General features: G+C 73.5%; 21 protein-coding genes and 1 pseudogene. 16 read left to right on the forward strand and 6 right to left on the reverse strand.

Annotation, left to right across the window (positions count from 1 at the left end):
• Window positions 1-106: 106 nt before the first annotated feature.
• Window positions 107-287: pseudogene (locus SLP03_RS24010) on the reverse strand (hypothetical protein); the annotation flags it as partial.
• A gap of 163 nt (window positions 288-450) precedes the next feature.
• Entirely contained in the window at window positions 451-1,485 is a 1,035-nt protein-coding gene (locus SLP03_RS24015) for a DNA polymerase ligase N-terminal domain-containing protein (RefSeq protein ID WP_319462885.1), read from the reverse strand.
• A 178-nt stretch (window positions 1,486-1,663) separates the two neighbouring features.
• Here SLP03_RS24015 and SLP03_RS24020 point away from each other — a divergent pair, with 178 nt between their 5' ends.
• From SLP03_RS24020 to ctaD, 3 genes are all read left to right on the forward strand, one after another.
• Window positions 1,664-2,449 carry an aldo/keto reductase gene (locus SLP03_RS24020; protein ID WP_319462886.1) on the forward strand — a complete coding sequence of 262 codons (786 nt, stop codon included), beginning with the start codon at window positions 1,664-1,666 and terminating at the stop codon, window positions 2,447-2,449.
• Between the two features lie 180 nt (window positions 2,450-2,629).
• On the forward strand, window positions 2,630-3,736 hold the full coding sequence (locus SLP03_RS24025; RefSeq protein WP_319462887.1) for an FAD-dependent monooxygenase: 1,107 nt from the start codon (window positions 2,630-2,632) through the stop codon (window positions 3,734-3,736).
• A 126-nt stretch (window positions 3,737-3,862) separates the two neighbouring features.
• Window positions 3,863-5,620, forward strand: a complete 1,758-nt coding sequence (ctaD, locus tag SLP03_RS24030; protein ID WP_319462888.1) for a cytochrome c oxidase subunit I — start codon at window positions 3,863-3,865, stop codon at window positions 5,618-5,620.
• Window positions 5,621-5,887: 267 nt separating this feature from the next.
• Here the strand turns inward: ctaD and SLP03_RS24035 are convergent, their stop codons facing one another.
• From SLP03_RS24035 to SLP03_RS24050, 4 genes are read right to left on the reverse strand one after another with little or no spacing between them, the layout of a single operon-like run.
• Entirely contained in the window at window positions 5,888-7,126 is a 1,239-nt protein-coding gene (locus tag SLP03_RS24035) for an MFS transporter (RefSeq protein ID WP_319462889.1), read from the reverse strand.
• Window positions 7,127-7,165: 39 nt separating this feature from the next.
• Window positions 7,166-7,747, reverse strand: coding sequence for an isochorismatase family protein (locus SLP03_RS24040; RefSeq protein ID WP_319462890.1), 582 nt, complete (start codon window positions 7,745-7,747; stop codon window positions 7,166-7,168).
• A gap of 14 nt (window positions 7,748-7,761) precedes the next feature.
• Window positions 7,762-9,048, reverse strand: coding sequence for a nicotinate phosphoribosyltransferase (locus SLP03_RS24045; RefSeq protein WP_319462891.1), 1,287 nt, complete (start codon window positions 9,046-9,048; stop codon window positions 7,762-7,764).
• A gap of 16 nt (window positions 9,049-9,064) precedes the next feature.
• Complete coding sequence (locus SLP03_RS24050) at window positions 9,065-11,743, reverse strand: LuxR C-terminal-related transcriptional regulator (protein ID WP_319462892.1); 2,679 nt, start codon at window positions 11,741-11,743, stop codon at window positions 9,065-9,067.
• 201 nt (window positions 11,744-11,944) lie between these two features.
• Here SLP03_RS24050 and SLP03_RS24055 point away from each other — a divergent pair, with 201 nt between their 5' ends.
• From SLP03_RS24055 to SLP03_RS24115, 13 genes are all read left to right on the forward strand, one after another.
• Entirely contained in the window at window positions 11,945-13,519 is a 1,575-nt protein-coding gene (locus SLP03_RS24055; protein ID WP_319462893.1) for a hypothetical protein, read from the forward strand.
• 115 nt (window positions 13,520-13,634) lie between these two features.
• Window positions 13,635-13,925, forward strand: coding sequence for an ATP-dependent Clp protease adapter ClpS (clpS, locus tag SLP03_RS24060; protein WP_319462894.1), 291 nt, complete (start codon window positions 13,635-13,637; stop codon window positions 13,923-13,925).
• 2 nt (window positions 13,926-13,927) lie between these two features.
• Window positions 13,928-14,440, forward strand: a complete 513-nt coding sequence (locus tag SLP03_RS24065) for a DUF2017 domain-containing protein (RefSeq protein WP_319462905.1) — start codon at window positions 13,928-13,930, stop codon at window positions 14,438-14,440.
• Window positions 14,441-14,495: 55 nt separating this feature from the next.
• Entirely contained in the window at window positions 14,496-14,984 is a 489-nt protein-coding gene (locus SLP03_RS24070) for a M67 family metallopeptidase (protein ID WP_319462895.1), read from the forward strand.
• 68 nt (window positions 14,985-15,052) lie between these two features.
• Window positions 15,053-15,412: a MoaD family protein gene (locus SLP03_RS24075; protein ID WP_319462896.1), complete on the forward strand. Its 360-nt coding sequence runs from the start codon at window positions 15,053-15,055 to the stop codon at window positions 15,410-15,412.
• 12 nt (window positions 15,413-15,424) lie between these two features.
• Window positions 15,425-16,390, forward strand: coding sequence for a PLP-dependent cysteine synthase family protein (locus SLP03_RS24080; RefSeq protein WP_319462897.1), 966 nt, complete (start codon window positions 15,425-15,427; stop codon window positions 16,388-16,390).
• Between the two features lie 224 nt (window positions 16,391-16,614).
• Window positions 16,615-17,361: an MBL fold metallo-hydrolase gene (locus tag SLP03_RS24085; protein ID WP_319462898.1), complete on the forward strand. Its 747-nt coding sequence runs from the start codon at window positions 16,615-16,617 to the stop codon at window positions 17,359-17,361.
• A gap of 88 nt (window positions 17,362-17,449) precedes the next feature.
• Complete coding sequence (locus SLP03_RS24090; protein WP_319462899.1) at window positions 17,450-18,592, forward strand: glycosyltransferase family 1 protein; 1,143 nt, start codon at window positions 17,450-17,452, stop codon at window positions 18,590-18,592.
• Window positions 18,589-19,746: a glycosyltransferase gene (locus SLP03_RS24095; protein ID WP_319462900.1), complete on the forward strand. Its 1,158-nt coding sequence runs from the start codon at window positions 18,589-18,591 to the stop codon at window positions 19,744-19,746. The genes SLP03_RS24090 and SLP03_RS24095 overlap by 4 nt, the downstream gene beginning before the upstream one ends.
• Before the next feature lie 76 nt (window positions 19,747-19,822).
• Window positions 19,823-20,551, forward strand: coding sequence for a ribonuclease PH (gene rph / locus SLP03_RS24100; RefSeq protein WP_319462901.1), 729 nt, complete (start codon window positions 19,823-19,825; stop codon window positions 20,549-20,551).
• Window positions 20,548-21,165: an RdgB/HAM1 family non-canonical purine NTP pyrophosphatase gene (gene rdgB, locus SLP03_RS24105; RefSeq protein ID WP_319462902.1), complete on the forward strand. Its 618-nt coding sequence runs from the start codon at window positions 20,548-20,550 to the stop codon at window positions 21,163-21,165. Before rph ends, rdgB begins: the two co-directional genes overlap by 4 nt.
• A 184-nt stretch (window positions 21,166-21,349) precedes the next feature.
• Window positions 21,350-21,706, forward strand: a complete 357-nt coding sequence (locus tag SLP03_RS24110; RefSeq protein WP_319462903.1) for a hypothetical protein — start codon at window positions 21,350-21,352, stop codon at window positions 21,704-21,706.
• Window positions 21,707-21,755: 49 nt separating this feature from the next.
• Window positions 21,756-22,178, forward strand: a complete 423-nt coding sequence (locus tag SLP03_RS24115) for an IS607 family transposase (RefSeq protein WP_319462904.1) — start codon at window positions 21,756-21,758, stop codon at window positions 22,176-22,178.
• Window positions 22,179-22,196 lie beyond the last annotated feature (18 nt).

The following is a 22,196-nucleotide window of genomic DNA, read 5'->3' on the forward strand; positions in this document are numbered from 1 at the left end:
CGCTGCCATACCTCACTACGAACCCGACCCAACCGGCGAGCCTGCTCCACCAACGCTGCATACTTGCCCGGATTCAGGGCCGTCGAGTAAGCGATCCGGGTGACCTTCACCGATCGCCCTCCACGGTCTGGTCCGCCCCCTTTAGCTCCGTCTCGTAGCGTCGCAGCCCGTACAGCCGGCACGAAAAGGCGTGCACGACCGCCAGCATGTCCTCCACCCGCTCCCGCTGCGGACAACGCCACCTGATTCGCGACGACGATCTCGCAGCCGCCACGCGCCGCCGCATGCTCGAGGCAGACGGCGAGCCGTGATCCCGCCCTCCGCCTCCCAGCGGCGCACTTGCTCACCGAGCAGCCCACCCGGTTGGCAAACGCCCCGATCCGATATCCGTCCCCACAACGGAAAATATAGATAGATCTGCGGAGGGAACCGACCACTAGTCACTCCTCCTCAGCTCGTGTCGATGCTCAGCCAGTGCCGGCTGCGCCGACCCGGCTCGTACGGGGACTCGAGTCGTTTGGCCACCACCCCGGGGAGCCCCTGTTCGCGGGCGGTCCCCAGGGCGTCCGCGCCGACGCCGGGGAACCACGGCGGGGTCTGCCAGTGGGTGCCTGCGAGCGCCAGGCCGTCGAGCAGCTCACGGCGCTGCGCGTACGGCACGTCGAGGCTGGTCGCGCCCTCCAGCCAGAGCAGGTCCACGACGAGGAACTGGCCGTCCCGGACGCTCGGCGCCCGGACCCGCCCGGCGGGGTCGATGCGGACCAGCACCCCGTCCAGCACCGCCTCGGTGGGGGCCAGCACCTCCGCCATCGCGCGCAGCCAGGGGTACGCCCCGGTGATCTCCTCGTCGGCCTCGTCGAGCAGTCGCAGCCGGCCGCCCGAGACGTACGCCATCGCCCGCACGCCGTCCCAGCGCAGCTCGTACCCCCAGGCGGCCTCGTCCCTCGGCAGCTTGCCGGCCTCGGTGGGGTGCATGGGGCGGACCAGCTCGGGCATCGGCGTCCAGCCCTCCGGGGGCGGGTCGGTGCGCCGGACCATCCAGTCCCGGCCCCGGCCCCCGGTGGCGAAGAGCACGTACCGGCCCCGGGTCCGCTTCCCGTCGAGCACCACGATCACCTCGTCGTCGCGCCACTTCTCCGCGCGGTACGTCCCGGTGTCGTGGATGGTCATCTTCCCGCCGCCGTACTCGCCGGCCGGGATCTCGCCGTGGAAGGTGAGGTACTCCATCGGGTGGTCCTCGGTGTGCACGGCCAGGTGGTTGCGGCCGGGGTCCCGGGGCAGGCCGCGGGGCACCGCCCAGGAGGCCAGCACCCCGTCGTGCTCCAGCCGCAGGTCCCAGTGCAGGCTGCGGGCGTGATGCTGCTGGATGACGAACCGGGCCCGCTGCCGGCCGGCCCGCATCGGCGCGGGCGTCCGGTCGGGCACCGGCTCGGGGGTACGCTTCGCGTCCCGCTTGCGCCGGTACTCCTCCAGCCGGTCAGCCACCCTCGCATTCTGCGGCACCCCGGGGCGCTCCGCAGCGCGCAAGCCGGGCGGTTCATCCCGTTACACGCTGGCCGGGGGTTTCCGGGCCTGGCCGCGTCCGCCGTCCCGGTACGGCCGGTCGGCGCGCTCCCGGCGGGTCGCCGGCATGCCGGCCGTGATCAGGGGTAGAACAGCCGCCATGACCACCGCTGAACAGCCCACCGTCCCGCTCGCCGGCGACGTCCGGATGCCGCTGCTCGGCTTCGGCACCTGGCAGGCCACCGGCGAGGCCGGCTACCAGGCCGTGCTCGCCGCCCTCGACGCCGGCTACCGGCACATCGACACCGCGACGATGTACGGCAACGAGGAGGAGGTCGGCCGGGCGATCCAGGAGAGCGACCTGCGCCGGGAGGACATCTTCCTCACCAGCAAGCTGCCGCCGGACCGGGTGGGCCGGGAGCGGGAGACCATCGAGGCGAGCCTGCGCGCCCTGGACACCGAATACCTCGACCTGTGGCTGATCCACTGGCCGCCGTCCGCGCCGGGCGACAGCATCCCGGTCTGGCGGGAACTGCTCGCCGCGCGGGACGAGGGACTGGCCCGCACCGTCGGGGTGAGCAACTACAGCATCAGCCAGATCGACGAGCTGATCCAGTCCACCGAGGAGACCCCGGCGGTCAACCAGATCCGCTGGAGCCCGTCGCTGTACGACCGGCAGACGCACGCCGCTCACCGGGACCGGGGCGTGGTGTTGGAGGGCTACAGCCCGTTCAAGACCAGCGACCTGTCCGACCCGGTGCTGGTGCGGATCGCCCAGGCGCACAACGTCTCCCCGGCGCAGGTGGTGCTCCGCTGGCACATCGACCACGAGATCGTGGTGATCCCGAAGTCGGTCACCCCGGAACGGATCCGGGCCAACGCCGACATTTTTGGCTTCTCGCTGACCGCCGAGGAGATGCGCGACATCGACGCACTGGGGAGCTGATTGGGCCGGACCCCGTCGTCGCGTAAACGCCGACGGAACGACGTTCAGCAGGCCGGAAAGAAATCTCGGCCGCCGGGAGGGGCGACCGGGGCGGGACGATCGGCCCTGGTGGGCACCGATTGCGCCGAGTAATGTCTTGCCTCCAACGCGTGCCGAACCCCTCCGGAGGCGTACACCACCATGGGTGGCTTCCCCCTGCGCATCCTCGTCGTCGGCGCGGGCATCGCCGGTCTGGCCGTGGCCCGGGCGCTGCGGCTCGCGGGGTTCCGGCCCGACGTCACCGAGAAGCTGCCCCCCACCGAGCTGGTCGACACCGGCCTCTACCTGCCCGGGAACGCCGCCCGGGCGTTGCGCCGGCTCGACCTCGACGGCCCGGTCCGTCCGCTCGGCCAGGTGATCCACCGACAGCGCTTCCTGGACGCGGCCGGCGCGCCGCTCTGCGAGGTCGACCTCGACGCCCTCTGGGCCGGGGTGGGGGAGTGCCGCGCGCTGCCCCGCGCCGAGCTGCACCGGGTGCTGCTCACCGGGGCCGGCGGCGCCGTCCGGCACGGCGCCGAGGTCAGCACCGTCGAACCGCTGCCCGGCGGGGTCGCCGTCGGCTTCACCGACGGCACCTGGGGGGAGTACGACCTGGTGATCGGCGCCGACGGGCCGCGCTCGGCGATCCGCACCCTCGCCGCCCTCGGCGGTCCGCCCCGGCCCGCCGGGCAGGTGGTCTACCGGAGCGTGGTGCGCGGCGGGCCGCGGATCGCCGACTGGACCGCCCTGCTCGGCCAGCGGTCCGGCTTCCTGCTGGTGCCGATCGGCGCCGGGCGGCTGTACTGCTACGCCGACGAGGCCGGCACCGTACCGCCGGCCGATCCGGCGGCCCGGCTGCGGGAGCTCTTCGCCGGCTACCGGGGGCCGGTGCCCGAGGTCCTGGCCGCCCTCGACCAGGTGCACGTCGCCGTCACCGAGGAGGTGGAGCTGGGCCGCTGGTTCCACGGCCGGGTGCTGCTGATCGGTGACGCGGCGCACGCCACCGCGCCGACCCTCTCCCAGGGTGCGGCCATGGCGCTGGAGGACGCCGTCGTGCTCGCCGAGTCGCTGAAGGCGGCCGGCAGCGTCGAGGCCGCGCTGCTGGCGTACGAGAGCCGGCGGCGACCGCGTACCCGATGGGTGCGGGACCGGACCCGGGACCGCAACCGGACCCGCGACGTGCCGCCGGCGCTGCGCGACCCGCTGCTGCGCGGGCGCGGCGGACGGATCTTCCAGGAGCACTACCGGTTGCTGGTCGACCCGCTGTAGGGGCGGTGATCGTAGCCCGCCACCCCACGCGGCGATGCCACCTGCCGGGGACTATCCTCCTTGCGGATGACGGCTCGCAGATCAATCAGCGTGCCAAGCGGGACAACCGAGAACCGGAGGCCACTCGTGACCACCGTCGCACCCAAGCCGGTCGTGACCCGGCCCTGGCCGGTCCGAGAGCCGGTCAAGGGGTCGGCAATCGCGCGGCTGCTGCGCACCACGGACGCGAAGCAGATCGGGATCATGTACATGGTCACCGCGTTCGCGTTCTTCATGATCGGTGGCCTGATGGCCCTGATCATGCGCGCCGAGCTGGCGCGACCGGGCCTGCAGTTCCTGTCGCCCGAGCAGTACAACCAGCTCTTCACCATGCACGGCACGATCATGCTGCTGTTCTTCGCGACGCCGATCGTGTTCGCCTTCGCGAACTTCGTGGTGCCGCTGCAGATCGGCGCGCCGGACGTGTCGTTCCCCCGGCTGAATGCCTTCGCCTACTGGCTGTACCTGTTCGGCGGGACCCTGGCCGTCGCCGGCTTCATCAGCCCCGGTGGCGCGGCCGACTTCGGCTGGACGGCGTACACGCCGCTGAGCTCCGTCGAGCACTCGCCGGGCGTCGGCGCGAACATGTGGGTGGTCGGCCTGGCCATCTCCGGTCTGGGCACCATCCTCGGCGCGGTCAACCTGATCACCACGATCCTGACCCTGCGCGCCCCCGGGATGACCATGTTCCGGATGCCGATCTTCACCTGGAACATGCTGGTCACCAGCCTGCTGGCGATCCTGGTCTTCCCGCTGCTCGCCGCCGCGCTCTTCGCGCTCGCGGCGGACCGGATCATCGGCGCCCACGTGTACGACCCCGCCACCGGCGGGCCGATGCTCTGGCAGCACCTGTTCTGGTTCTTCGGGCACCCCGAGGTCTACATCGTGGCGCTGCCGTTCTTCGGCATCATCTCCGAGATCATCCCGGTCTTCTCCCGGAAGCCGATCTTCGGTTACAAGGGTCTGGTCGCTGCCACCATCTCGATCGCCGCCCTGTCGATGAGCGTCTGGGCGCACCACATGTTCGCCACCGGTCAGGTGCTGCTGCCGTTCTTCAGCTTCCTGAGCTACCTGATCGCCGTGCCGACCGGTATGAAGTTCTTCAACTGGATCGGCACCATGTGGCGGGGCCAGGTCACCTTCGAGACGCCGATGCTCTGGGCGGTCGGCTTCCTGGTGACCTTCCTGTTCGGTGGTCTGACCGGCGTGCTGCTGGCCAGCCCGCCGCTCGACTTCCACCTCACCGACTCGTACTTCGTGGTGGCGCACTTCCACTACGTGCTCTTCGGCACCATCGTGTTCGCCGTCTTCGCCGGCATCTACTTCTGGTTCCCGAAGATGTTCGGCCGGATGCTCGACGAGCGGCTCGGCAAGGTGCACTTCTGGCTGACCATGATCGGCTTCCACACCACGTTCCTGGTGCAGCACTGGCTCGGCGCCGAGGGCATGCCGCGTCGGTACGCCGACTACCTGCCCGGCGACGGCTTCACGTTCCTGAACACGTTCTCCACGATCGGCGCGTTCATCACCGGTCTCTCGACCCTGCCGTTCATCTGGAACTGCTGGAAGTCGTACAAGACCGGCCCGGTGGTCGAGGTCGACGATCCGTGGGGTCACGGCAACTCGCTCGAGTGGGCGACCAGTTCGCCGCCGCCGCTGCGCAACTTCGACCGGATGCCGCGGATCCGCTCCGAGCGCCCCGCGTTCGACGCCAAGTTCCCGGAGCTGGCCGCCGGCCAGAGCATTGCCGGCCCGCCGGAGGGTGGCGCCAAGCCGCTGACCAGCGAGTCCAACGGTGGCGCCAGCTACCAGGAGGACACCGCCGGCAACCTCGACCGGCGCTGACCCGCTGCGACACCGCGCCACGGGCGCCGCACCCCTGAGCGGGGTACGGCGCCCGTCGCCGTTTCCTTCGGGTCCCGGCTCCCGGTCAGCCCCGTCGCCCCGGGCGGCACCGGGCAGCCGGGCGTCGAACCGGCAGGCCCGGTGCCCGGCGACTGCTGCTGCGGTGGTCGAGCACCACGTGCGGGAAGTTGGGGCCTCCGCGGCGGTGCGAGGCCGTGTCTCGGAGGCCTGGGCCTGGGCCCGGGCCGGCGTCCGCGGACGGTGGCGTCAGCTGGTGACGGTCGCCAGCTCGGCGGGGACACCCTTGCCGACCGACTCGCGGCGGTGGCGCAGCTCGACGGGGAGCACGACCAACGCGACCAGCGCGCCGACCGCGCCGGTGACCGCGAAGCCCCAGAGGGGCGCCGAGGCGTCGATCACCGCGCCGGCGAGCGGGGCGCCGACCGCGATGCCGACCGTGACCGCGGAGCCGTGCAGGCCCATCGCCTCACCGCGTACGCGGGCGGGGGCGAGCCGGCTCACCGCGTCGGAGGTGGCGGCGATGGTCGGGGCGCAGAGCGCGCCGGCCGGGACGAGCGCCAGGCAGAGCAGCCACCAGTGCGACCCGCCGAGCCCGACCGGGATGGTGCAGAGGCTGAGCGCGGCCATCAGCGCCAGCGGCGAGAACGACCGGCTGACCGCCCCGTACGCGAAGCCGCCGACCAGCGACGCGACCGCCCACATGGCCAGCACGGCGCCGGTCCAGCCGACCTCGCCGCTGGCCCGCAGCACGGCGACCACCGCGACGTCCGTGCCGCCCAGGACGAGGGTGGCGGCCAGGCTGACCGCCAGCACGGCGAGCAACCGGGGCGTGAGCCACTCGCCGCGGGGCACCTTCCGGTGCGGGCCCGCCGGCTCATCGGCGCTGCGGGTGGGCGGGTTCAGCAGCCAGAACGCGACGCCGGACGCGACGATCCCGGCACCGACCGCCCAGAGGGTGGTGCGCGGCGAGACGGCGGTGGCCAGCGCCACGGCCAGCGCCGGGCCGACCATGAACGACAGCTCGACCGACATCGAGTCCAGCGCGTACGCCGGGCGGCGGCGCTCGGCCGGGACCAGCGCGGCCACCGACTGGCGGACGACCGAGAAGACCGGCAGGGCGAGCAGCCCGGCCAGGAATGCGGCCGGCAGCAGCACCGGGTACGACAGGGCGGGGGCGCTGGCCCAGAAGGCCGCCTCGGCGACGGTGGTCAGGGCGAGCACCGGTCGCAGGCCGCGCCGGTCCACCAGCCGGCCGAGCAGCGGCGAGCCCAGCGCGGCGCCGATGGTCGACGCGGCGCCGACCAGGCCGGCCGCGCCGTATCCCCGGCCGAGGTCGAGGACCACGTAGAAGGTGAGCGTCACCCCGGTCGCGGTGAGCGGGATGCGCGCCAGCACCGACACCAGCAGCAGCGACCGGAGACCGGGCAGGGCGAGTGCCTGCCGGTAAGGCTTCAAGTTCACGACGGTCCGTACCTCCGGCGTCATCCTCGACGCCGGGTACGACAGTCGCAAGCGATTACCTGGTCAAGCGGTCCTGATCACAGGCTCCCCGACCATGGTGACCCCGGCGCCGTCCATCGCCCGCAGCGCCACGTCGAGCGTCTCCGGCGCCACGGCGGCGGTGAGGTCCAGCAGCACGGTGGTGTCGAAGCCCTCCCGGGCGGCGTCCAGCGCGGTGGCCCGGACGCAGTGGTCGGTGGCGATGCCGACCAGGTCGACCCGGTCCACCCCACGGGCGCGCAGCCAGTCGGCCAGGCACTCGCCGTCGTCCGCGTGCCCCTCGAAGCCGGAGTACGCCGCCGCGTACTCGCCCTTGTGGAAGATCGCCTCCACCTGCCCGGTCTCCAGGTCCGGGTGGAACTCGGACCCGGGGGTGCCGACCACGCAGTGCCGGGGCCAGCATTCGACGTAGTCCGGCGGGTCGCCGAAGTGCGCCCCCGGGTCGACGTGGTAGTCCTTGGTGGCGACCACGTGGTCCCACCGGTCCGGTTCGGCGGCGAGCAGCCGGGAGATGCCGGCCGCGACGCCGGCCCCGCCGGCCACCGCGAGGGACCCGCCCTCGCAGAAGTCGTTCTGCACGTCCACGATGATCAGCGCGTTGGCCATCGGAGCGCCCTTCCTCAGCTCGCGGGTACGACGGTCACCGGGACGGCCGGGTCGCCGCCGGAGAGCTTCAGGCCCTCCCACGGGATGGAGATCAGGCACTCCCGGAGGTGCTCCCGCGACTGGTCCAGCGTCGGCAGCGCCACCGGCTCGCCGTCCACGACGAACGAGCGCTGGAGCAGTCGGTCGTTGGGCTGCCGGTCGGGTACGCCCTGCGGCACGATGACCTCCTCGGTGGCGGTGCCGGTCGGCTTGTGCCGGCGTACGGCCACCTTCCGGCCGCCGATGGTGGCCTTGTGCTCTGAGCGCTTGACCACCGGCCGCCCGTCCACCTCGACCAGTTTGTAGACCAGCCCGGCGGTGGGCGCGCCGGAGCCGGTCACCACGGCGGTGCCGGCGCCGTACATGTCGACCGGCTCGGCGGCGAGCGAGGCGATCGAGTACTCGTCGAGGTCACCCGAGACGATGATCTTGGTCTCGGTGGCGCCGAGCGAGTCGAGCAGCTCCCGGGACTGCTGGGCGATCACCGCCAGATCGCCGGAGTCGATCCGGACGGCCCGCAGCTCCGGCCCGGCCACCTCGATCGCGTTGCGGATGCCCTGGCTGATGTCGTACGTGTCGACCAGCAGCGTGGTGTCCTTGCCCAGCGTGGCGACCTGCGAGGCGAACGCCGCCTTCTCGTCGTCGTGCAACAGGGTGAACGCGTGCGCCGCGGTGCCGGCGGTGGGGATGCCGTACCGCTGGCCGGCGGCCAGGTTCGAGGTGAACCGGAAACCGGCCAGGTACGCCGACCGGGCCGCCGCCACCGCCGCCTCCTCGTGCGCCCGGCGGGACCCCATCTCGATCAGGGCGCGACCCCGGGCGGCGGTCACCATCCGGGCGGCCGCCGCGGCGACCGCGCAGTCGTGGTTGAGCACCGACAGCACCAGCGTCTCCAGCACCACGCACTCGGCGAAGCCGCCGGAGACGGTGAGCATCGGGGAGTTGGGGAAGAAGAGCTCACCCTCGGCGTACCCGTCGACGTCGCCGGTGAAGCGGTAGTTGGCCAGCCAGTCGGCGGCCCGGTCGTCCACCACGCGGGTGCGGCGCAGGAAGTCGACCTCGTCGGCGTCGAACCGGAAGCCCCGGATCATCTCCACCAGCCGTCCGGTGCCGGCGACCACGCCGTACCGGCGGCCCGCCGGCAGCCGCCGGCTGAACACCTCGAAGACGCAGCGGCGGTCGGCCGTACCGTCCCGCAGGGCGGCGCTGACCATGGTCAGCTCGTAGTGGTCGGTCAGCAGCGCGGGGCGAAGGGTGCTCACCGGTCCAGCCTAGAGTTCAGGCGGGATCCGTGCCTTCGTGGCCCGGCAGCGACCGGAGGACGGCCTTCAGCGCGGCCCGCCCGGCCACCCCCAGCTTGCTGTAGACGCGCTGGAGATGGTTCTCCACCATGCGGCTGGACAGGTAGAGCCGCTCCGCGATGGCCCGGCTGGTCACGCCGTCGGCGGCGAGGCGGGCCACCTCCCACTCCCGGTCGCTCAGCGTCGGCCGGAGCTGCCGCAGCGCCGGCGTGGAGATCTGGTCGCAACCGTCCAGCAGGGCGGCGAGGCGTTCCCGCGCCGGGCCGGTGGCGGCGGACCGGGTCTCCCGCAGCCGGTACAGCGCCATCGCGGCCGCCTCGGCGGCGTACACGGTCAGGCCGAGCCCCGCCAGGCCGTCAGCGACGGCGAGCAGTTCGGCGGGGGAGCCCGCCGCGGCGGCGTGGGCGTACCGGGCGAGCAGCGGCGGCAGCACCCCGTCGACCTGCTCGGAGAGCTCGGCCAGGCGTTGCGCCACCGTACGCCGGCCGCCGTCGGTGCAGGTCGGACCGACCGGGGCGGCGGCCTGGTCCAACCGGACCAGGTCGAGCAGGACCAGCACCTCGTGCCCGGTGAGCCCGTCCTCGCGGAGCCGGTCGGCGAGCTGGCCGAGGTGCTTCGTCGCGCCGGGCAGGTCGCCGGCCGCGGCGAGCACCGCGCCCCGGGCCTGCTCCAGCCAGGGGTAGAGCACAGCCATGCCGGGGGCGTGGGTGCGGTCCGCCTCGGCCATCGCCTCCGCGGCGTGTGCCGCGTCGCCGCGCAGCGCCGCCGCCTGGGCGCGTTCGGCGTGCGCCAGCCCGGCGTACACCCGGCTGGTCGCGAGCACCGCGCAGGCGCCGAGGCTGATCTTCAGCGCCTCGTCGCTCTGCCCGCGCAGCCGCGCCGCGTACGCCTGGAGGATGGCCAGGTAGCCGGTGCCGAGCCGGAAGTCGCCGGCGCCCGCGAGGTCGGCGAACTCGTCGGCCACGATCGCGTCGATGCCGGCCAGGTCCCCGGAGAGCGCCAGCCGGGTGCCCCGCGCCAGCTCCATGGCGAGCTGGAGGTACGGCATGTCGCCCCGCCAGCGTGCCGCCTCGGCCTGCACCCGGGCGATCGCGGTCGCGCTGCGCCGGAACTGGCCCTGGGCGGCCTGGAGGTGGGCGACGGTGCACCGGGCCAGCTCCCGGGCGGCCACCGAGGCGGCCGGGCGGTCCAGCACGGACTGGGCCAGCCGCAGCGCGACGTCGGTGTCCAGCCGGTGCAGCCGCATGATGGCCTCGAAGGCGCGGACCCGGGCCAGGTCGGCCAGGTCGGTCAGCTCCGCGCTGCGGGCGGCGATCTTCTCCACCGTGGACTCCCGGCTCAGCCCCCAGTAGCTGACCATGCCGCGCACGGTCAGCCAGCGGCTGCGCCGCCGGTCGGAGCGGACGTCCGCGGCGACCGAGTCGAGCACCTCGATCGCCTTCTCCGGCCGGTCGGCGAACATCAGGATGGTGGCGAGCAGCTCGGCGGCGTCGAACCCGCCGCCGGCCTCCAGCGCCGCCCGGGCCAGCCGGGTCGCCAACGGCACGTCGTACCGGCCGAAGGCCTGGGCCGCCGCGTCGAGCAGCAGGGCCGGGTCCTGCGCGGTGCCCGAGTCCAGCCGCCACACCGCCACCCGGAGCAGGTCGTCGCGGCGCCGTTTGCCGACCTGTTCCAACAGGTCGGCCAGGGTCGCCTGGAGGCGGCGGGTCCGGCTCACCGGGCACTGCCGGCGCATCACCTCGCCGTAGAGCGGGTGGGCGAGCCGTACGTTCAGTCGCCGGTCGTCGAGCACCAGGCTGATCAGGCCGCGTTCCTCGGCGGTCTCCACGTCGATCGGCTCCACCGCCCGCTCCAGCAGCTGCAGGCCGAGCGGCTCACCGAACGCGACCAGCTCGACCACCGACCGGACGCCGGGTGTGAGCTGGCCGATCCGGGTGCCGATCAGGTCGGTCAGGCTCGGCGCCAGCTCCAGCCGGCCGGTCCACTTCCAGATCCCGTACGTGCGGGTCAGCTCGCCGCCACCGGCGGCGGCCAGCACCAGCTCGTGCAGCAGCAGCGGGTTGCCCGCGGAGAGCCGGAACAGCCGCTCGCCTGACCCGGCGTCGACCGGCCCGCCGAGGACCGCGGCGAGCAGCCCGGTGATCTCGGCGGAGCTCATCGGGCCCAGCTCGACCAGCTCGACCAGTTCGTCGGTCCAGAGCGCGCGGATCGGCAGCGGGATCTGCTCGCCGTTGCGCAGCGTCCCGAGCACGGTGGCGTTCTCGGCCCGGGAGATCAGGTGCACCAGCGCCGCCGAGGGCGGGTCGAGCAGATGCGCGTCGTCGATGGCCAGCACGATGGGCCGCCCCGCCGCCTGCTCCTGCAGCACGTCGACGGCCCAGCGCAGGACGCCGGCGGGGGAGAGGCCCTGCGGCTGGTCGGCCGGGAGCACCTGGACCAGCCCGCCGAACGGCAGCGCGGCGGTGGTGGCGCTGGCCGAGACCGACCAGATCGCGTACCGGTCGGCGGACAGGGCCGCGACCCCCTCCCGCAGCAGCCGGCTCTTGCCGACCCCCGCGTTGCCGCTGAAAAGCAGCCCACGCCCCTCCGGACCGCCGACCGCCGACAGCAGACGGTTGAGCTCATCCGTGCGGCCGACGAAGTCCCACCGACTCATCGCAGCAGCATATCGACGGTTGTCCGTCCGCGTGTATACCGTTACTCAGTGAAGTTGAGTAACCTCGTGGTTACTGATGAGTATCCGATGTGTTCGACGGAGGCGTTCTGTGCCCGTACTCTTGCCGGGCATCCGGATGCCACCACCGGATTTCCTCGCGACCGGCCCGCAACCCGGTCGCCCTCACCCGGAGGCCGTCTGATGAAGCCGGGTCCTCTCCGCTCGGTCCACGTCCCCGACGACGTGGATGAGTCGACACAGCGGCTGTGCCCCGGGCCGCTGCCCACCCGGCTCGGGGTGACCGCACCCTGCCCGGACCAGCCGCTGGCCGTGGTCGCCGCCGGCCCGGCCGGCGCCGGCCGGCGCGAGGTGCTCGCCGCCCTGCTCGGGCTGGAGCCCGCGATGCTCGTGGTGCCCGCCGGCAGCTGCCTGGTGGTCAACCACGCACGGGTGCCGGCCCGCGCGGCATACGTGCCGGGCTACCGCCAGCCGCACTCCTACGGCGCCGACCCGGCGGCGGCTGGCCCGGCGCTGGCCCGTCCGCCGCGCCGGGTGGAGCTGAGCGTCCCCGATCCGCTGCTGCGGCACTTCGCCGTGCTCGACACACCCGACACCGGCTCGCTCGGCGTGGCCGGCGGACGGGTGCTGCTCGACGCGGTCGGCCGGGCCGGCGCGCTGCTCTTCGTGATCTCCGCGGACCAGGCGTTCACCGCCGCCGAGCTGCACCTGCTGGCCCAGGTCGCCCGGGCACCGGTCGAGGTCTTCTTCGTGGTCAGCCCGGGGGCGGCCGGCTGGGGCCCGGTCCGGGACGGCGGCTCGGCGGAGGACACGGGAACGTCCCTCGCGCCGCCCGTCCGCACCGGGGCCCCGGTCCAGGGCCGGGCCCGGGTTCCGGTCGACCCGGCCGCGGTCTCCGTCGCGGCCCACCGGGCCGCCCTGCTCGCCGCCGTGCCCGGGCTCGCCGCCGCCCGCTGGTACCCGGTCCGCCAGGCCGATCCCGCGGTGCTGCGCCGGGCCCTGGTCGGCTGGGCGGCCGACGAGGGGCTGCGCCGCGCCAGCGCGCAGCCGCCCGTGCTGCCGGGCGACCACGGCCGGGTGGCCGTGGTGCCGGGCTTCGACCCGGGTGACCTCGGCGACCGACTGGACCGCGAGGTCCGCTCCTGCGCCCAGCGGATCCGTCAGCACCTCGCCCTGGAGCTGGCCAACATCCACCTGCGGGTGGTGCAGGAGATCGTCTTCGGGGTCGGCTGCGCCGGCCTGCCGCAGCTGCTCGACCGGGAGATGGAGGCCCTGTCGCTGCTCGCCACCGCCCAGTGCGATCAGGCCGGCCGGGCCATCCTCGACGAGGCGGCCGCCCGGGTCTTCGGCGCGCCCCTCGCCGAGGGGGTGCGCCGCCGGATCGCCCACGCCGTGCGTTGGGGCCTCGGCGACCACCCGGCCGGCCAGGAGCTGGACCGTGTTCTCCTGGTCACCAGCACCGCCGGGGTGGCCGGGCTGAGCGGCGCGGGCGCGATCGACGCGCTGGCCGGCTTTCCCGGCGCGGAACGCGTCGAGGTCCTGCCGCCGGTGGGGGTGGCCCTCTCCGGGGGCTGCTGGCAGCACTGGCGCGGGCCCGGCAACGACGACCCGAACAGTGCGCGCTCCTGGGCGCAGCGGGCGCTGCGCGAGGTCGAGCTGGAGCTCTCCACCGAGGTGTCCCGCCGCTTCGAGGTGATGCGTCTCTCGTTGGGCACGGTGCTCACCGATGCTGTCGACCACGGCATCCTGCTCGCCTGAGGTCGGCCGCGCCGACCCGTCCCCCGGGTCGCCGCCGGCCGCCCGGGAGGGTGATCCGGGCCGACGCGGCCTTCCGGTTCATCAGTTCGCTGAATCCGGTGGCACGATGGGGGGCATGGCGGCTCCACAGGTTGCACCGGTCGAGACGCCGGACATCGACGAGGTGCCGGTCTCCGACCGGCCATGGGTGACGATCGTGTGGGACGACCCGGTGAATCTGATGACGTACGTGACCTGGGTCTTCCAGAAGCTTTTCGGGTACAGCCGGGAGAAGGCCGAGCAGCTCATGCTGGACGTGCACCACAAGGGTCGGGCCGTCGTGTCCAGCGGCGCCCGGGAGCGGATGGAGCACGACGCGTCGCAGCTGCACGCGTACGGGCTGTGGGCAACGGTGGACCGGTCGTGAGCATGTTCCGTCGTCAGGGCGACCGGTACGTCGCCAGCCTCGCCGTGGACGAGGTCCGGGTGCTGCGCAAGGTCGCCTCCGAGGTGGTGGGCCTGCTCACCGACGGTTTCGACCACACCGACCCGGTGGTCGGCCGGCTCTTCCCCGAGGTCTACCCCGACGACTCGGCGAGCACCGCCGAGTTCCGCCGGTACACCGAGGGCGACCTGAAGACCGCCAAGATCGACCAGGCCGGCGCCATCCTCGCCGCCCTGCCCGACTCCGCCGACTCCTCGGGCGAGGCCGGCGGCGAGGTACGCCTCGACGCCGAGGCGGCCGAGGCGTGGCTGCGCGCGCTCAACGACGCCCGGCTGGCGATGGGGGTCCGCCTTGAGATCAAGGACGGCACGGATCTGGGGGAGGAGCTCGACGACGCGGTCGCCGCGGACCCGACCTCGTCCCGGGTGTTCCAGCTGTCGGTCTACGCGTACCTGGGCTATCTGCAGGAGTCCCTGCTCAACGCCCTGATCGACTGAGCCGTGACGGTCGCCACCTCGCCGGGCGTCGGCGGCAGGCGCTAGGCTGGTCGGTGTGCTGAGCATCGACCGGTCGATCGTCGACGCGATCGTCGCCCACGCGCGCCGGGACCACCCGGACGAGGCGTGCGGCGTGGTCGCCGGTCCCGTCGGCAGCGACACCCCGACCCGGCACATCCCGATGGAGAATTCCGCCCGGTCCATGACGTTCTACGAGTTCGACTCGCTGGAGCAGCTGCGGCTGTGGCGGGAGATGGACGACCGCGACGAGGAGCCGGTCGTCATCTACCACTCGCACACCGCGACCGAGGCCTACCCGTCCCGCACGGACGTCTCCTTCGCCGGCGAGCCGGGAGCGCACTACCTGCTCGTCTCGACCCGCGAGCTCGACACCGAGGAGATCCGCTCCTTCCGGATCGTCGACGGCGTGGTGACCGAGGAGCCGGTCCGGATCGTGGATGCCGCCGTGGACCCGAACGCCGTCCAGTCCTACATGTTCGGGCAGAGCCCGGCGACGGTCGACTACGAGTGTTCCGGTCGCTGACCTCTCAGCACCGGCTCGCTCCCTTCCTTCCCGTCACCGCGGCACACCCGATCAAGGAGCACGACATCATGGCCATCGAGGTTCGCATTCCCACCATCCTGCGCAGCTACACCGGCGGCGCGAAGGTCGTCGAGGGCGCCGGGGACACCCTGGGCGACCTGCTCACCGACCTGGACTCCCGGCACGCGGGGCTGAAGGCCCGGCTGGTCACCGACGCCGGCGTGCTGCACCGGTTCGTCAACGTCTACGTCAACGACGAGGACGTCCGTTTCCTCGGCGCGCTCGACGCCAAGCTCAACGACGGCGACAGCATCACCATCCTGCCGGCCGTGGCGGGCGGCGCGTTCGGTTTCGCCGCGGCAGCGGCGATCGCGCAGCACAGTGCCGCCGCGCGCGCAGCGCGCGGCGCGGCCGTCGCCGCCCGCTGAGGGGGGGTCCCGATGGCGCGGTACGACAGCCTGCTCGACGCCTGCGGCGGCACGCCCCTGGTCGGGCTGCCCCGGCTCTCGCCGACGGTGCCCGAAGGGGCGCCGCCGGTGCGGCTCTGGGCGAAGTTGGAGGATCGGAACCCGACCGGCAGCATCAAGGACCGGGCCGCCCTGTTCATGGTGCGCGCGGCCGAGGCGGCCGGTCGGCTCCGCCCGGGTGACACCATCCTGGAGCCGACCAGCGGCAACACCGGCATCTCGCTGGCCATGGTGGCCAAGCTACGGGGGTACCGGCTGGTCTGTGTGATGCCGGAGAACGTCTCCACCGAGCGCGTCCAGATGCTCCGGATGTACGGCGCCGAGATCATCTTCTCGACGGCCGCCGGCGGCTCGAACCAGGCCGTCGCCACCGCGAAGCAGATCTCCGCCGAGCACCCCGACTGGGTGATGCTCTACCAGTACGGCAACGAGGCGAACGCCCGGGCGCACTACGAGACGACGGGGCCGGAGCTGCTGCACGACCTGCCCACGCTCACCCACTTCGTGGCCGGTCTGGGCACCACCGGGACCCTGATGGGCACCGGGCGCTACCTGCGGGAGAAGGTGGATGGCATCCAGGTCGTCGCCGCCGAGCCCCGCTACGGCGAGCTGGTCTACGGTCTGCGCAACATCGACGAGGGGTACGTTCCGGAGCTCTACGACGCCACCGTGCTGTCGCGGCGCTTCTCGGTGGGCACCCGGGACGCGGTGCTGCGCACCCGTCAGCTCGTCGAGGTGGAGGGCATCTTCGCCGGTTTCTCCACCGGTGCCATCCTGCACGCCGCCCTGGCGGTGGCGCACGAGGCGGTCCGGGACGGCCGCCGGGCCGACGTCGCGTTCGTGGTCTGCGACGGCGGCTGGAAGTACCTGTCGACCGGGGCGTACGGCGGCACCCTCGCGGACGCCGAGGACGCCCTGGACGGGCAGCTCTGGGCCTGACGGCGACGGGGTCGGCCGGCGGTGTCATGCCGCCGGCCGACTCGTTGCGTTACGGCCGCCGAGCGACGCGTACGGGTGTCACGTTGATGACATCTTGCGGCAGATGATTCTTGACCCGCAGTGGCGGCGCGTAGGCTGCGCAGCGTGGCGTACGCGTCGGTAGAGATCATCGGCGGGGCGGTTGCCGGCGCGTCGACTACGCGGCGTGACATCAGGACGACCGGATGAGACTGACCGTCCTCGGCTGCGCGGGCAGCTTCCCCGGCCCGGAATCGCCCTGCTCCGCGTACCTGCTGGAGGCGGAGGGCTTCCGGCTCCTCATCGACTTCGGCTCGGGGTCGCTCTCCACCCTCCAGCGCTACGTGGGGCTGCACGCCCCCGACGCCATCCTCCTCACCCATTTGCACTGCGACCACATGCTCGACGCGGTGTCGTATGTGGTGGTGCGCCGGTACGCGCCGGACGGGCCGTACCCGCCCATGCCGGTCTACGCGCCCTCCGGCGCGCCGGACCGGCTGGCCGCCGCGTACGGGCCGGACGACAACACGGTCGACGACGTCTACCAGTTCTACGGCCTGCAGGCGGGCACGTTCCCGATCGGTCCGTTCAGCGTCACCGCGGAGCGGATGAACCACCCGGTCGAGACGTACGGCGTGCGGCTGGAGCACGACGGCAGGGTGTTCTGCTACTCGTCGGACACCGCACTCTGCGACGCGTTGCTGCGGCTGGCCCAGGGCGCGGATCTCTTCCTCTGCGAGGCCAGCTACCTGGACGGCGTGGAGAACCCGCCGGACCTGCACCTCACCGGCCGGGAGGCGGGCGAGGTGGCGACCAAGGCGGCGGCCGGCCGGCTGCTGCTCACCCACCTGGTGGCGGCCTGGGGCAGCGAGGCGCACACCCTGGAGTCGGCCGCCGCCGCGTACGCCGGTCCGCTCGAGGTGGTCCGCCCCGGCGCCTGCTACGAGGTCTGACCGCCCGGCGCACCGCGTTGCCGTACTGTTCGCCGACCGGTCAGCGGCCGGTCGCCTGCCGCTCCGGTGCGGCCTTCACCCTCGGGCCATGCGGATCGCCATCGTGACCGAGTCGTTCCCGCCGGACGTCAACGGCGTGGCGCACTCCGTCGTCCGGACCGCGGAGCACCTGCTGGCCCGGGGGCACGAGCCGCTGGTCATCGCGCCGGCGCCGGCTGGCGCGCGGGGTCGGGCGGCCGACCGGATGCCGTACCCGGTGGTGCGCATCCCCAGCGTGCCGCTCCCGCGGTACCAGGGCTTCCGGCTCGGCGTGCCGAGCACCCGGCTGGCCGGCGCGTTGCTCGGCCACGAGCCGGACTTCGTCCACCTGGCCAGCCCGTTCATCCTCGGTGCGGCCGGCGCGACCCTGGCCGGCCGGCACGGGCTGCCCACCGTTGCGGTCTACCAGACCGACGTCGCCGCCTACGCCCGGGCGTACCGGGTGGGGTGGGGCGAGACGGCCGCCTGGCGGCGGCTGCGGGAGATCCACAACTCGGCGCAGCGCACCCTCGCGCCCTCCACCCGGGCCGCCGCCGACCTGATCGCCAACGGGGTGCAGCGGATCTGGCTCTGGCGCCGGGGCGTCGACGCCGAACGGTTCCACCCGACCAGGCGCTGCGAGTCGCTGCGGCGGGCGCTGGCGCCGGACGGTGCGGTGCTGGTCGGCTACGTGGGGCGGCTGGCCCCGGAGAAGCGGGTCGAGCTGCTGGCGGCGACCGCCGCGCTGCCCGGGGTGCGGGTCGTGGTGGCCGGCGACGGACCGGTCCGTCGGCAGCTCGAGCGGGCCCTGCCGGCGGTGCGTTTCCTCGGCGTCCAGCACGGCGCGGAGCTGGCCCGGCTCTACGCCAGCCTCGACGTCTTCGTGCACACCGGCCCGCACGAGACCTTCGGTCAGACCCTCCAGGAAGCCGCCGCCAGCGGGGTGCCCGTGGTCGCGCCGGCCAGCGGCGGGCCGGTGGACCTGGTCGAGTCCGGGGTGACCGGGCTGCTGGTCCCGCCCGCCGACGGGCGCGCGCTGGCCGCCGCCGTGGCGGAACTCGCCGCCGACCCCGCCCGCCGCAAGACGTACGGCCGCGCAGCCCGGATCGCGGTCAGCCTGCGGAGCTGGAGCGCGGTGGGGGACGAGCTGATCGGCCACTACCGGGCCGTGGTGGCCGGCGCGCCGACCCGCGGCCTGCCGGCGCTCGGATGAGCGGGCAGCTGGCTCGCCCGGCGCTGCGGATCGTCCGGGTGGCCAACTTCGTGACCGGCCGCTCCGGCGGCCTCCGTACCGCGCTGCGGCACCTCGGCGAGGGCTACCTCGCCGCGGGCCACGAGCCGGTGCTGGTGGTCCCCGGCGAGCGGTACGGCGACACCCGGCGGTCCTGGGGGCGGGTGGTCACCCTGCCCGGGCCGGTCGTCCCCGGCAGCGGCGGATACCGGCTGCTCACCGACCGGCGGCGGCTGGCGGCGGTCCTCGCCGACCTCGCCCCCGACCGGCTGGAGGTCTCCGACCGGAGCACCCTGCGCTGGACCGGCCGCTGGGCGCGGGAGCACGGGGTGCCGTCGGTGATGGTCTCCCACGAGAGCCTGACCGGACTGCTCGGCCAGTGGCGGCTGCCCGCCGGGCCCGCCCGTCGGGTCGCGGACCGCCTGAACCGGGAGACCACCCGGCGGTACGACCGGATCGTCTGCACCACCAGGTGGGCGGCCGAGGAGTTCGAACGACTCGGCGCGCCCCGGGTCGAGCTGGTGCCGCTCGGCGTCGACCTCACCACGTTCCACCCGCACCGCGCCGACCCGGTGCTGCGCGAGCGGTACGCCGACGCCACCGAGGTGCTGCTGGTGCACTGCGCCCGGCTTTCCGTGGAGAAGCGACCCGAGCTGGCGGTGGACGCGTTGGCCAGGTTGCGTCAGGCGGGCGTGCCCGCGGTGCTGGTGATGGTCGGTGACGGGCCGTTGCGGGCCGCGCTGGTGCGGCAGTCGGCGGGCCTGCCGGTGCACTTCGCCGGCTTCCTTCCCGACCGGACCGCGCTCGCGGCGCTGCTGGCCGCCGCGGACGTGGTGCTCGCGCCCGGCCCGGTGGAGACCTTCGGACTGGCGGGGCTGGAGGCGCTGGCCTGCGGGACGCCGGTGGTGGCCAACGCGGCCAGCGCGCTGCCTGAGGTGATCGGGCCGGCCGGGCTGGCCGCCTACGGCACTCCCTCGGCGATCGCCGCCGCGGTCGTCCGGTTGCTGGCGCGCCCGACGGCGGACCGGCGGGCGGCGGCCCGCCGTCGAGCCGAGGAGTTCGGCTGGCCCGCGGCGGTCGCCGGCTTCCTCCGCGCGCACGGCGTCGAGCCCGGGCACGCGCCGGCCGTCTCCTGACCACCCCGGCCCGCTCCGCCGACGTCCCGGGCACACCCCGGCACGGTTCGATCACCCCACCGCATAGGGTGCAGGCATGGCGCGACCTGACGGGCGGCAGCCCGACCAACTCCGACCGGTGACCCTGACCCGCGGCTGGAGCACCCACCCGGAGGGCTCGGTGCTCGTCGAGTTCGGCGGCACCCGGGTGCTCTGCACCGCGAGCGTGACCGAGGGGGTGCCCCGCTGGCGCAAGGGCTCCGGGCTCGGCTGGGTGACCGCCGAGTACGCGATGCTGCCCCGGGCCACGAACACCCGGTCGGACCGGGAGAGCGTGAAGGGTCGCGTCGGTGGCCGTACCCACGAGATCTCCCGGCTGATCGGGCGCAGCCTGCGGGCCTGCATCGACCTGAAGGCGCTCGGCGAGAACTCGATCGTGCTCGACTGCGACGTGCTCCAGGCCGACGGTGGCACCCGGACGGCCGCGATCACCGGCGCGTACGTGGCGCTGCACGACGCGGTGGGCTGGCTCGCCGAGCGCAAGTCGCTGTCCGGCAAGCCGGAGAAGGTGATGCACCGGTCGGTGGCGGCGGTCAGCGTGGGCATCATCGCCGGCGAGCCGCGGCTGGACCTCTGCTACGAGGAGGACGTGGTGGCCGAGGTCGACATGAACGTGGTCTGCACCGGTACCGGCGACTTCGTCGAGGTGCAGGGGACGGGCGAGGCCGGCGTCTTCGCCCGCGACCAGCTCGACGCCCTGCTCGACCTAGGCGTGGCGGGCTGTCTGGAACTGGCCGACGCACAGCGGAAGGCGCTCGCCTCATGAACAAGGTGCTCCTCGCCACCCGGAACCGGAAGAAGCTCGTCGAGCTGCAGCGGATCCTCGACGGCGCGCTCGGCGCGCACCGGATCGCCCTGCTCGGCCTCGACGACGTCGAGGAGTACCCAGAGCTGCCGGAGACCGGCCTGACCTTCGGCGAGAACGCGCTGATCAAGGCGCGGGAGGGTGCCCGGCGGACCGGCCTGCCGACCATCGCCGACGACTCCGGGCTGGCCGTGGACGCGCTCAACGGCATGCCCGGGGTGTTCAGCGCCCGCTGGGCCGGCCGGCACGGCGACGACCGGACCAACTTCCAGCTGGTGCTGGACCAGATCGCCGACCTGCCGGACGAGCACCGGACCGCCTCCTTCGTCTGCACGGTGGCGCTGGTGTTGCCGAGCGGCAAGGAGCACCTGGTCAACGGCCGCCAGGCCGGCCGGCTGCTGCGCGCGCCGCGCGGCGACGGCGGCTTCGGGTACGACCCGATCTTCCTCGGCGACGGGCAGCAGCGGACCAACGCGGAGCTGACCCCGGAGGAGAAGGACGCGGTCAGCCACCGCGGCAAGGCGCTGCGCGAGCTGGCCAAGCTGGCCGCCAAGGTGCTGCCGTCGGCGGCCTGACCGCCCGGTCCCTTCGCCGGCGGACGCGTTGCGCCGTCAGGCGCTGCCCGTGCTGGTCGGCGTGGCCGCTGGCCGGCTGAGTGGACCAGCGGACCGGCACGTGTCCGACGCGCCGTCCGCTCGGTGGCGGTCCGTTTGTTCGCCCCGTCTACCCTGACCGCACCTCTGGCAGGGGAGGGTGGCCGTGCAGATCACCGAGGTCAGCGAGCTGGGGCTGCGGTCCGCCGTGATCACCCTGGACCGGTCCGGATCACCGATGCGGATCGTGCTCTTCCCGATGGTCCACTTCGGGCTGCCGTCCTTCTACCGGCAGGTGGCCAGCCGGCTCTCGACGTGCGACCTGATCGTGGCCGAGGGGTACGACGGCCCGAGCGGTACCGGCCTTGCGTACGCGATCGCCAACCGACTGACCCGGCAGCGCGGCGGGAGCGGGCTCGTCAACCAGGACATCGACTACCGGGCGCTCGGCGTACCGGTGGTGTGGCCGGAGCGGCTGACCGGTGGGGGGCGACGGGACCGGCTGTCGTGGTGGGGTTGTTAGCTGTTGCATGTTGTTTCATCTTCTATCAATGTCCTTATAGGATAGTCGTGTGAGGTTGGGCGAGTGGGCGGCACGCAGCGGTGTGCATTACCGGATCGCTTGGCGGTGGGCTAGGGACGGCAAGATGCCCGTGTCAGTGGTGCGTACCGCTACCGGGACTTGGCTGGTGCAGGAGCCTGACGCCCCTGCGGCTGGCCGGGTGGTGGCGTACTGCCGGGTGTCCTCGTCTGACCAGAAGCGTGACCTGGATCGGCAGGTTGCCGGGGTGGTCGCGGGAGCGACCAGGGTCGGGCTTGCGGTGGGGGAAGTCGTCACGGAGGTCGGCTCCGGACTGAACGGCCGGCGCCGCGAACTCGCCCGTGTCCTCGCCGACCCCGAAGCGGCGGTGATCGTGGTCGAGCACCGCGATCGCCTGGCCCGCTTCGGTGTGGAGCACCTGGAGGCCGCCTGGCCGCCTCGGGTCGTCGCCTGATCATCCTCGATGCACAGG

Origin of the sequence: Micromonospora sp. RTP1Z1 (genome assembly GCF_033804685.1) — a bacterium.
Classification (GTDB): Bacteria; Actinomycetota; Actinomycetes; order Mycobacteriales; family Micromonosporaceae; genus Micromonospora.